Here is a 10,770-nt window from a genome sequence, read left to right as displayed (position 1 = left end):
CGCTCACCGCCACCATCTCGACGCTCGCGCCCTCGCCGGTGGAGATGCCCCACAGGAACGCGTGCGGGGAAGCGGGCAGGCGCCCGGCGCGGGCCAGGTCCGCGTTCACCGCCAGTGCCCTGCGCGTGCGGCCGAACGCCTGTCCCAGCAGCACGACGAGGCCCACGGTGAGGAGGGTGGGAGGCAGAGCGGGCGGGGCCTCGGTCGCCCAGCCCGCGGCGGTGCCCACGAGAGTGCCGGCCCACACGGGGACGACGCTGAGCGGCTGCTGCTGAGCGAGAGCGACGAACCAGGCCGCCGTCGCGACGATGAGGGCGAGACAGGCCGTGACGACGAAGGCGCGCAGGGATTCGAGGGCGCCGATCGTCACAGGGTGGCGGCTGAGGGAGGGGGAAGGTTCAGGTGCAGGAGACATCGAGCCCATCTTCCCCGCTCCCGAGTGCTGAGAGGGTCCTCGACACACCGGCGTCGCGGCCGTCACAGCAGGCGGGGGTCCGCGGCCGGGTGGTAGCTTGAACACCGTGCCCGTCCCCGTCATGAAGGTGAGCGTCCTCCGATGAGCTCCCATGATCAGTTCCCACCGATGCCGCAGCAGCCGCCGCCGGGCTCTCCGCCCCCGGGATCCGGTCCCGTCCCGCCTGCGGACTTCAGCCCGGGAGCCGCCTCGGGACCGCCCCCGGGCTCCGGCCCGGACGGGGTGCCCCAGCCTGCGCCCGCTCCCGGATACGCGGGCACCGGCCCCACCGGAGCCCAGGCCGCCCCGGAGACCCGGCGGGGCTCCCGCGGGGAGAGGAAGCGCCGGCTGCCGCTCATCCTCTCCCTGTGCGCCGTCGGAGTCGTCCTCGTCCTCGTGGTGGTGGGCATCCTCACGGTGAGGAACGTCAACCGGTCCGAGTACGGGCCGGACGTGGTGGCCCAGAAGTACATGGACGCGGTGGCCGACGGGGATCTCGATGCCGCGCAGGCGATCGCGGAGCCGCAGGTGCCCAACGGCGCGGACACGACACTGCTCGACCCGGAGATCGCACGGGCCGCGGCGGAGAGCATCGAAGAGGTCTCCGTCTCCGAGCCCCGGATCGACGGGGATTCCGCCACGCTCACCGCCGCCTACAGCGTGGACGGGCAGAGCTACGAGCTGCCGCTCACGGCGACGCGGACCGGGCGGACGGGTCTCTTCTTCGACGAGTGGACGCTGAACGCTCCGGTCCTGCAGACCCTCACGCTCGACCTCGTGCAGACGGACGGCACCACCGTCAACGACGTGGACGTGTCCCTGCAGTCCGGAGCCACCGAGTACGCAGTGATGCCCGGGACCTATCGCGCGGCGGTGGCGGAGACGAAGTACACCGAACCTGCGGAGTCGACGATCTCGCTGGGCTTCTCGGAGACGCCGGAGCCGCAGCCGGCACCGCTGGACGTGACCATCCACACCAACAAGGCCTACGCCGAGGACGTGCAGAAGGCCGTCGACGCCGCACTGGAGAAGTGCGTGGACTCGGAGAAGCTCGAGACCGACTGCGGGTTCTTCTCCCGCGACGCCTTCGCCACGGAGGACGAGAAGGAGAAGTTCGACACGCTCAAGAAGGACGGCGTCGACTTCGACCTCAAGGAGAAGCCCACCGTCACGGTGTCCTCGCTCGGGCTGGTCGCCACCGGCTCCTTCTACACCGAGGACGGCAAGCGCGGGAAGGTGGAGGCCGTCGTCGAGGCGGAGAACGGCGACGAGTACCAGCTCGAGGCGGACCTGGGCCCCTCCGGCACGACGAAGATCGAGGACGACAAGATCGTCATCGACTTCCTCACGAACGGCTGAGCGGCGGCTCCGCAGGCCTGCGGGCATGCGGAGCCTCCCGGCAGACCCTAGCCGCTCAGCAGACCCTCCAGGACCTCCGCGAGGCTGAGCACGCCGGCATCGTCGAACCGGCGCCCGGCCAGCTGGACGCCCACGCGCCGGCCGTCCGCGGTGGCTCCCGCGTCCACGGTCGCCGCGGGCTGCTCGGACATGGTGTACGGCACCGTGAAGCCGATGTGGGTCATGGGCACGCTCGGGTCGAGGAAGGGCATCGGCTGCTCGGCCGGGAAGGCGGCCATCGGCGCCACCGGGGAGAGCACGAAGTCGTAGGCCGCTGTCGCGGCGATCGCGACCTCCCGCATCTGCTGGATGGAGTGGTAGCACCGCAGCACCTCCACCCCGCTCACGTCCGCACCGGCCTGGCACCACTGCGCCACGTGCGGCAGGATCCTGTGCTGCTCCTCGACGGGCAGCGCCCGGAGGTCTCCCCAGGAGCGCACCCGCCAGAACCTGTCGACGTCGGCGAGCAGACCGGGGTCCATGAAGGGCGGGATCTCCGTGAGCTCGGCTCCCGCGTCGCGGAGCAGCTCCGCCGTCCGCACGACCACCTCTGCGACCTCCGGATCCGTGCTCGCGCCGCAGCCGGCGTCCGTGTGCCACGCGATCCGCACGCCCTCCAGCGAGGCGGGCCGTGAGCCCGGGGCCTGCGCAGGCCCCGGGGCCGCGGACAGCGGGCGGGAGTAGTCGCCGTGGTAGGGCGGGAGCTCGGAGACGTCGCGGACGTCCGGCCTGCCGATCACCTGCATCGCCGCGCGGAGGTCCGACACACGGCGGGCCAGCGGACCCGCGCAGCGCCCGAGGTAGGGCGCGTCCAGCGGCACGCGGCCGAAGCTGGGCTTGAGCGTGGCGAGCCCCAGCCAGGTGCCGGGCAGGCGGATGGAGCCGCCGATGTCCGAGCCGATGTGGACGGGGCCGTAGCCGGCTGCCGCCGCGGCGCCGGCACCGGAGGAGGAGCCGCCCGTGGTGAGCGTGGGGTCCAGCGGAGAACGGGTGATCCCGTGACGGGAGGAGACGCCGGAGGAGAGCATGCCCCAGTCCGGCATGACCGTGGAGGAGAAGAGCACGGCACCGGCCTCGTGGAGCCGGGCGACGATGGGAGCGTCCGCCTCCGCCACCGGCGGCACCCCGGCCGCATGACCGGCCGGCTTCGCCACGCCCTTCCGGGCGATGTTCTCCTTCACCGTCACCGGCACCCCGTCAAGGGGACCGCGCGGCGTGCCTGCGGCATAGCGCCTGCCGGCCTCCTCCGCTGCCGCCCAGGCGGCGGAGCCGTCGTCGAGATCGCCGGCCCAGAGAGCGTGCACAGTGGGCTCGCGCTCCTCGACCCGCCGGCGCACGGCCTCCAGCACCTCGACGGGGGTGAACGCGCCGCTGCGGTACCCGGCGACGAGTTCTGCGGTGCCGAGGTCCGCGAGGCCGTGGGACGCGGGTGTGTGGGTGTGCATTCTTCGCTGCCTTTCGTCGAGGGGCCGCTTCAGCTGCGTGCGAGGGCGCCGGCGAGGGTGGGCGTCGCCGCGACGAGCGCGCGCGTGTACTCCTCCTGCGGACGGTCGTAGACGGCGTCGACGGGACCGGCCTCCACGACCTCGCCCGCACGCATGACCACCACCTCGTCGCAGAGGTGCCGGACCACGCCCAGGTCGTGGGAGACGAACACGAGGGTGAGACCGTACTCGTCGACGAGATCGGAGAGCAGGTTGAGCACCTGAGCGCGCACGGAGACGTCGAGGGCGGAGACGGGTTCGTCCGCCACGAGGATGCGGGGACGGCACACGAGCGCGCGGGCGATCGAGATGCGCTGCCGCTGGCCGCCGGAGAACTGGTGCGGGTACCGGCCGAGGGCCTCCGCGTCCAGGCCCACCGCCTCGATCACCTCTGCGGCACGGGCGGCGCGCTCCGCGTGCCCCACACCCTGTGAGCGCAGCGGTTCCGTGACGATCTCACGGGTGGTCATCCGGGGGTCGAGGGAGGCGAAGGGATCCTGGAAGACCACCTGGAGGTCGCGCCGCATGGCGCTCAGTCCGGCGGTGTCGCGGGGATCGACCTCGACGTCCCCCACCCGTACGGTCCCGGCGGTGGCGGGCAGGAGGCCTGCGAGGATCGAGAGCAGCGTCGTCTTGCCGGAGCCGGACTCCCCCACCACGCCCAGTCTGCCGCCCGGGCGCACGGACACGTCGATGCCCCGCAGAGCGAGCACCTCCTGCCGCCGCAGCAGTCCCGCCCGGCGCACATAGGTCTTGGTGAGGCCGCGCACCTCGATGAGAGGGCGGGGCCCCGTGCCCGAGGCCGCCTCGTCCGCCGGGACGGGCGCCTCCTCCTCGGCGGACCGGTCCCCGGTGGGCAGGTCCCCGGTGGGCGGCCCCCCGGTGGGCGGCCCGTCCTCGGGAGCAAGCCCGTCCTCGGGAACAGACTCGTCCCCGGGAACAGACCGGTCTCTCATGGCAGACCCGTCCCCAGGAGCGGGCTCGTCCGACGCAGCCGGGTCCTCCCCGTGCCGTGCGAGGCGGTCCCGGTCCTCGCCGGGATCCTGTGACCCGGGTGCGGCCTGTCCGGCGGGTCGCTCCTGCTGCGCGAGCGGGCCGCCGTACTCGGACGCGGTCCGGATGGTGAAGAGACGCCCGCGGGCGTCCGTGGCACTGAGGTCGCTCGCGGCGAGCAGACCGCGCGTGTAGGCGTGCTGCGGGTCCGTGAAGATCTGCTCCACGGTGCCCTGCTCCACCACGCGCCCGGAGTGCATGACGAGCACGCGCTCGCAGACGCGCGCCACCACCGCGAGGTCGTGCGTGATGAACAGCAGACCCGTGCCGCGCGCGGCGATCTGTTCGTCGATGAGGTCCAGCACCGCCGCCTGCACCGTCACGTCCAGCGCGGTGGTGGGCTCGTCCGCCACCAGCAGGTCCGGGGAGTTCGCCAGCGCCATCGCGAGCATGACGCGCTGGCGCTGACCGCCGGAGAGCTGATGGGGGTAGGCCCTCGCCGCCTGGGCCGGATCCGGCAGCCGCACCTGGTCGAGCAGATCCACCGCCCGGGACATCGCGGCGGCACCGCGTGCAGTGCCGTGGAGGGTCATCACCTCGGCCACCTGCGCACCCACGCGCATGAGCGGGTTGAGGGCGCTCATCGGCTCCTGGAAGACCATGCCCATGCGGCGTCCGCGCAGACGGGCGAGCGCCCGCTCGTCGAGGTCCAGGAGGTTGCCGTCCTCCCCCGCGAGCTCCACGCTGCCGGCGGCGGAGAGCTCCGGGGCCAGCAGACCCATGACGGCGGACGAGGTCAGCGACTTGCCGGAACCCGACTCGCCGATGAGACCCACCCGCTCCCCCGCGCCGATCGAGAACGACAGCGGTTCCACGAGGGTGCGCGCACGCGTGCCGATCGTGAGGTCCGAAACCGTGAGCAGCGGCGCGCTCGTCTGCATGTGCTCGCTCATTCTCTCCCCCGGAGAGTCGGATCCAGACGGTCCCGCAGACCGTCCCCCAGCAGATTGAACCCCAGCACCGCCACCGCGATGAACACGCCCGGGAAGATCGCCAGCTCCGGCGCCGTCCCGAGGAACTGCTGGGACTCCTGCAGCATCCTCCCCCAGGACGGCGTGGGCGGCTGGGTGCCCAGCCCCAGGAACGACAGTCCCGCCTCCGCCAGGACGGAGAGCGCGAACGCCACGGAGGCCTGCACCACCACGAGCCCGCCGATGTTGGGCAGCACGTGCGTGAGCGCGATCGCCCAGGTGGAGCGATTGGCGGTCCGCGCGGCCGCGACGAACTCCCGGCTCATGATCTGCATGGTGCCCGAACGCGCCACTCGCGCGAAGGCGGGGATCGCGGCGATGCCCAGCGCGCACATGGCGGGGCCGGTGCCGGGGCCGAACACGGCGGAGAACACGATCGCGAGCAGCAGCGCGGGGAAGGCCAGGAGCAGATCGCTGCCGCGCATGATGAATCCGGAGAGCCAGCGGACGCGCGTCATCCCCGCGAGCACTCCCAGGGGCACCCCGACCACGAGTGCGATCGCCACGGCCACGAGCCCCACCAGCAGGGTGATGCGTGCGCCCATCATGATCCACGTGAGGGTGTCGCGGCCGTACCGGTCCGTGCCGAAGAGGTGAGCCGCGCTCATGCCCTCGAGCCGGTCCTGCGGCTGCGGAGCCGCGTAGTCGTAGGGCGTCCAGACGAAGGAGACGAGGGCGAGGAGCACCACGATCCCCACGAGCACGCCGCCGGTCACGAGGGTGAGGTCCGCCTTCCGCACCGTGCGCCCGCCGCTCATGCCCCGCTCCTCACGCGCGGGTCCAGGACCGAGTACAGGAGGTCGATGAGGAGGTTGAGCACGAGCACCATGACCACGAGCACCATGACGATGGCCTGGACCGTGAGCAGATCGCGGTTCTGCACCGCACGGATGAGCTCGGAGCCGATCCCCGGCAGCACGAACACCTGTTCCACGACCACGGCTCCCACCAGCAGCGTCGCCAGCTGGACGCCGGCGACCGTCACGACCGGGATCGCGGCGTTGCGCAGACCGTGGGTCAGCAGGGCACTCCATGCCGTGCGCCCCTTGGCCCGCGCCGTGCGGAGGAAGTCCTCACGGAGGACCTCCAGCACGGCGGAGCGCACGTAGCGGGTGAGGATCGCGGCCTGCACGAGCGCCAGGGCGAACACCGGCAGCACGAGGTGGGAGAGGAAGCCCCCCATGCCCTCGATGGGCGCCTGCCAGCCGGAGGAGGGGAACCAGCCCAGCCCCAGCGAGAAGAGCATGACCAGGAGGATCGCGGCGAGGAAGTTGGGGACGGCGACGCCCACCTGGCTCAGCCCGGAGAGCAGCGCTCCCAGCGGCTTCCCCCGCAGCAGCGCGGCGATGCTGCCCAGCGGGACCGCCAGCAGCAGCGCCACCGCCATGGAGGTCACCACGAGGATGAGCGTCACCTGGATGCTGTCGGCGATGAGCGGGGTGATGGGCGCATGCGTGACGTAGGAGACACCGAAGTCGCCGCGGAGCATGCCTGCGACCCAGTCGAGGTACTGCACCGGCAGCGGCCGGTCGAGGCCGAACTCCGCCTCGATCCGGGCCACGTCCTCGGGTGTGGCGTGAAGACCCGCGGCCACCTGCGCGGCATTGCCCGGCAGCACCTGCATGAGGGCGAACACGACCACGGTGGCCGCCCACACCGTCAGCAGGAACTGCAGGAGCCGGTTGAGGAGTGCCGCCACCTCAGCCCTCGGACCAGCCCAGCTGGGCGATCGCGAAGGCGTCGGAGACCATGTTCTCCGGCAGGCCCGTCACACCGGCGTCCGCGACGATGAGGTTGGGGAAGAGGAAGAGGAACCCGGCCGCGGCGTCCTCCGTGATCGTGCGGGCCACGTCCTTCATCCCCTCGGTGTACTCCTCCTCCGTGCCCTCATCCGCGGCGAGCGCGGTGTCCTCGATGCGGCTGGAGTCGTAGCCGGTGTAGTAGCCCTCGCCGAACACCGTGAGGATGTCACGGGCCTCCGCGTGGTTGACGACGCTCATGTCGTAGGACTTCTCCGTCATGGTCTGCTCGATCCAGACCGCCGGGAACTCCTGCGTCTCGATCTGCGCGTTCAGACCGATCTCCTTCAGCTGCGCGGCGACGATCTCCGCCGAGGCCTGGGCGTAGGGCAGCGAGGGGACCGTGAAGGTGAAGGACTCTCCCTCCGCCCCGGCCTCGTCGATGAGCTCCCTGGCCTTCTCCACGTCCGTGGGCCACACGTCCGTGAGGTCCTCGTAGTAGGGGTCCGTGGGCGGGACCATGCCGCCGATCAGCGTGCCCTTGCCGCCCCACGCGGTGTCGAGGACCGCCTGTTCGTCGATGCCGTGGAGCACGGCCTCACGGACGCGCTGATCGGAGAAGAGGCCCTCGGCGTTGTTCATCGACAGCACCACCTCGCCGTTGGTCGTGCCCTCGATGACCTGCGTGGCGTCGTCGGCCTCGAACTCCTCGGTGAGTTCGGGTGCCTGGAGGTTCCCGATCACGTCGACCTGCCCGGACTTGAGGGCGTTGGCCGCGGCGACGGCGTCCGCGAAGTACCGGAAGGTGACCGTCTCCAGGTCACCGGGATTGGAGCCCGCGTAGTCGTCGCGCTTGGCGAAGACGAGCTCCTGACCGCGGGTGAAGGATTCGACCTCGTAGGGGCCGCTGCCCACGGCGGTGTTCGCCAGGTCGTCCACCCCGTCCGGGGAGAAGACCGCCCCCACCAGCGAGGCGAGCTCGAACAGCCAGCTGTTGGAGGGGCGCTCCAGGGTGATGGCGACCGTGTGCTCGTCCGGGGTCTCGATGGAGTCGATGATGTCCATCTTGGCGCCCAGCGCGTTCGTCCACTCGTCGGAGACCACTCGCTCGTAGGAGAACTTCACGTCCTCCGCCGTCACCGGATCCCCGTTGGAGAAGGTCGCGTCCGGGTCGAGGGCGAAGGTGTAGGTGAGACGGTCGTCGCTGAGCTCCCACGAGTCCGCGAGCGCAGGCTGCACCTCGCCGTTCTGGTCGATCCGCACGAGGGACTCGTAGACGTTCTCCATGAGCGCCTGCGGGATGGCCGCGCCCGAGGTCGTGGTGAAGTCGAGGTTGGTGGGCTCCGCGGTGTGGGCCACGACGATGTCCGTGCGCCCTTCACCCGCGGCGGTGCCGGTGCTGCCGCTCCCGGCGCTGCAGCCGGCGGCCAGCAGCCCGACGGCGGCCAGGGTCGCGGTGAGGGTCGTCAGACGGGACATTGTTCTCCTGCGGTCCGTCGTCCTGCCCGGCAGGACTGTCTCATGTGTGGGTCACGCCACAGTGTAGCGGCTGGTGCGGACAGGGACGGCGCGGCCGCGATCCGGGATGCCGGCGGGCTCGCCGGCCACGGGGCGGCCGGGGCCGGGGCGGGCGGCGACCCCTGAGGCCGGTCCCTCAGCGGCCGTCCGCGGCGCCCGAGGTCCGAAGACGGTCCGCGAGCGCCCGGAAGGCCAGTGCACGGTGGGAGATCCGGTTCTTCTCCTCCGGTGCGAGCTCCGCCGCGGTCCGCTCCTCGCCGTCCGGGAGGAACAGGGGATCGTAGCCGAACCCGTTCTCTCCCCGCGGCGCCCGCAGGAGACGGCCCCGGAACCGTCCGTGGCACACGATCTCCGTGCCGTCGGGGTGGACGTAGGCGGCGGCGCAGACGAACGCGGCGCCGCGATGCGCATCCGGCACATCCGCCAGCTGGGCGAGCAGCAGGGCGTTGTTCGCCGCGTCGTCGCCGTGGGTGCCGGACCAGCGCGCGGAGAAGATGCCCGGTGCCCCGCCCAGCACCTCCACCGCCAGGCCCGAGTCGTCGGCCATCGCGGGCAGCCCGGTGATCCGGGCGGCGGAGCGGGCCTTGAGGAGGGCGTTCTCCTCGAAGGTCACCCCGTCCTCCACCACGTCCGGCAGGCCGAGCTCAGCCGCGGAGCGCACGCGCACCGCGGCATCGCCGCCGTCCGTCCCCAGCGTGAGTGCGAGCAGCGCCTCGAGCTCCGCGCGCTTGCCCTCGTTGCGGGTCGCGAGCACCACCTCGGTCAGCGGCGTCAACGCTGCGCCCTCCTCGGCGCGGAGAGGGCATCCCGCTGCAGAGCCGCCAGCTCCGCGCAGCCCTTCTGCGCGAGGTCGAGCAGGCTCCCCAGCTCACCGCGGTCGAACGGCTGTCCCTCCGCGGTGCCCTGCACCTCGACGAAGCGGCCCGAGCCGGTCATCACGACGTTCATGTCCGTCTCCGCCTGCGAGTCCTCCTCGTAGGGCAGGTCCAGGACGGGCCGGCCGTCGACGATCCCCACGCTCACGGCGGAGACGGAATCCGTGAGCGGGTCCACCGCAGCGGGGATCCAGCCACGGCGCCGGCCGGTGTCGATCGCATCGGCCATCGCGACGTAGGCGCCGGTGATCGCGGCCGTGCGGGTGCCGCCGTCGGCCTGCAGGACGTCACAGTCGAGCTGCAGCGTGTTCTCGCCGAGCTTCGTCATGTCCACGACGGCGCGGAGGCTGCGGCCCACCAGACGGGAGATCTCATGGGTGCGGCCGCCCACCTTGCCCTTGACGGACTCGCGGGAGGAACGGGTGTGGGTGGCGCGCGGGAGCATCGCGTACTCGCCGGTCACCCAGCCGTTGCCGGAGCCCTTCATCCAGCGCGGCACGCCCTCGGAGAGGGAGGCGGCGCAGAGCACGCGGGTGCGGCCGAACTCCACCAGCACGCTCCCCTCAGCGTAGTCGAGCCAGTCACGGGTGATGCGCACCTCCCGGAGCTGGTCGACCGCGCGTCCGTCGAAGCGGGGAGTCGTCATGGTGTGTCCTTCCTCTCTGCCTGCGCGGAGGCAGGCGATCCGATCCGTGAGCCGGCGCCGTCGGCCGAGGCGTGCACCGGCTCGGCGGAGGCGGGTGATGTGATCTGCGGTGCGGCGGCCGGGGGCGCGGCATCCTCCGGGGCTGCGGCACCCTTCCCGGGGGACACCGCGGGTCCTGCGCCGACCGCGCCCGGACCGATGGCCCAGGTCCCGCCCGGTCGTGCGATGCTCACCGGTCCCGCGAAGGCGCCGGCGGCCTCCGCCGCGACGATGTGCTCGCGGGTCCAGGGCGGGATGTGCGTGAGCACGAGGCTGCCGGCCCCGGCGGACGCGGCGGCCTCGCCGGCGCGCCTGCCCGTGAGGTGGACGCCGCGCACGCTGTCCCGCTCCTCCTCGTAGGCCGCTTCGCAGAGGAAGAGGTCCGCGCGGTCAGCCGCGCGGAGCAGACCGGGGCAGGTGTCCGTGTCGCCGGAGTACGTCAGCACCTCGCCCTCGGGGCCGGTGAGGCGCAGGGCGTAGCACTCCACGGGGTGCTCGACGAGGAACGGCTCGAAGCGCACTCCGCCCACGGTGAAGGCCTCGTCCTCGCGCATGTCGCGGAAGTCGAAGGTGGCGGTGAGGTCCGTGGGGTG

The 10,770-nt window shown here is 72.2% G+C and carries 10 protein-coding genes; 1 reads left to right on the top strand and 9 read right to left on the bottom strand.

Annotated features, from left to right (window positions below):
* Window positions 1–370: hypothetical protein (locus Q0A33_RS11125; RefSeq protein ID WP_291796368.1), on the bottom strand; the 370-nt coding region annotated here is incomplete at its 3' end.
* 186 nt (window positions 371–556) lie between these two features.
* Here Q0A33_RS11125 and Q0A33_RS11120 point away from each other — a divergent pair.
* A complete protein-coding gene (locus Q0A33_RS11120; RefSeq protein WP_291796365.1) occupies window positions 557–1,813 on the top strand; it encodes a hypothetical protein in 1,257 nt (418 codons plus the stop codon).
* 47 nt (window positions 1,814–1,860) lie between these two features.
* On the opposite strand, the gene Q0A33_RS11115 is transcribed toward Q0A33_RS11120, so the two are convergent.
* The 8 genes from Q0A33_RS11115 to Q0A33_RS11080 all read right to left on the bottom strand — a co-directional run.
* On the bottom strand, window positions 1,861–3,297 hold the full coding sequence (locus tag Q0A33_RS11115) for an amidase (RefSeq protein ID WP_291796362.1): 1,437 nt from the start codon (window positions 3,295–3,297) through the stop codon (window positions 1,861–1,863).
* A 29-nt stretch (window positions 3,298–3,326) separates the two neighbouring features.
* Window positions 3,327–5,282 carry an ABC transporter ATP-binding protein gene (locus tag Q0A33_RS11110; protein WP_291796360.1) on the bottom strand — a complete coding sequence of 652 codons (1,956 nt, stop codon included), beginning with the start codon at window positions 5,280–5,282 and terminating at the stop codon, window positions 3,327–3,329.
* A complete protein-coding gene (locus tag Q0A33_RS11105; protein ID WP_291796357.1) occupies window positions 5,279–6,118 on the bottom strand; it encodes an ABC transporter permease in 840 nt (279 codons plus the stop codon). Before Q0A33_RS11105 ends, Q0A33_RS11110 begins: the two co-directional genes overlap by 4 nt.
* Entirely contained in the window at window positions 6,115–7,059 is a 945-nt protein-coding gene (locus Q0A33_RS11100; RefSeq protein WP_291796353.1) for an ABC transporter permease, read from the bottom strand. Before Q0A33_RS11100 ends, Q0A33_RS11105 begins: the two co-directional genes overlap by 4 nt.
* A 1-nt stretch (window position 7,060) precedes the next feature.
* The gene (locus tag Q0A33_RS11095) at window positions 7,061–8,578 is read right to left on the bottom strand and encodes an ABC transporter substrate-binding protein (RefSeq protein ID WP_291796350.1); all 1,518 of its coding nucleotides are present in this window, start codon (window positions 8,576–8,578) and stop codon (window positions 7,061–7,063) included.
* 175 nt (window positions 8,579–8,753) lie between these two features.
* Window positions 8,754–9,392, bottom strand: coding sequence for an RdgB/HAM1 family non-canonical purine NTP pyrophosphatase (gene rdgB, locus Q0A33_RS11090; RefSeq protein ID WP_291796347.1), 639 nt, complete (start codon window positions 9,390–9,392; stop codon window positions 8,754–8,756).
* Window positions 9,389–10,138, bottom strand: a complete 750-nt coding sequence (gene rph, locus Q0A33_RS11085) for a ribonuclease PH (RefSeq protein WP_291796344.1) — start codon at window positions 10,136–10,138, stop codon at window positions 9,389–9,391. Before rph ends, rdgB begins: the two co-directional genes overlap by 4 nt.
* On the bottom strand, window positions 10,135–10,770 hold a 636-nt coding region (locus Q0A33_RS11080), incomplete at its 5' end, for an MBL fold metallo-hydrolase (RefSeq protein ID WP_291796342.1). The genes rph and Q0A33_RS11080, both read right to left, overlap by 4 nt.

The organism is Brevibacterium sp. (assembly GCF_022712115.1).
In the GTDB taxonomy this organism is placed as follows: Bacteria; Actinomycetota; Actinomycetes; order Actinomycetales; family Brevibacteriaceae; genus Brevibacterium; species Brevibacterium salitolerans.
The sequence above is the reverse complement of the archived record's forward strand: the minus strand, read 5'-3'. Positions and strand labels throughout refer to the sequence as shown.

Bases quoted from the DNA above. Each gene is read 5' to 3' on its own strand.
- Q0A33_RS11120 (WP_291796365.1), top strand. From the start codon at position 557: ATGAGCTCCCATGATCAGTTCCCACCGATGCCGCAGCAGCCGCCGCCG.
- Q0A33_RS11095 (WP_291796350.1), bottom strand. From the start codon at position 8,578: ATGTCCCGTCTGACGACCCTCACCGCGACCCTGGCCGCCGTCGGGCTG.
- Q0A33_RS11115 (WP_291796362.1), bottom strand. From the start codon at position 3,297: ATGCACACCCACACACCCGCGTCCCACGGCCTCGCGGACCTCGGCACC.
- rph (WP_291796344.1), bottom strand. From the start codon at position 10,138: ATGACGACTCCCCGCTTCGACGGACGCGCGGTCGACCAGCTCCGGGAG.
- Q0A33_RS11110 (WP_291796360.1), bottom strand. From the start codon at position 5,282: ATGAGCGAGCACATGCAGACGAGCGCGCCGCTGCTCACGGTTTCGGAC.
- Q0A33_RS11105 (WP_291796357.1), bottom strand. From the start codon at position 6,118: ATGAGCGGCGGGCGCACGGTGCGGAAGGCGGACCTCACCCTCGTGACC.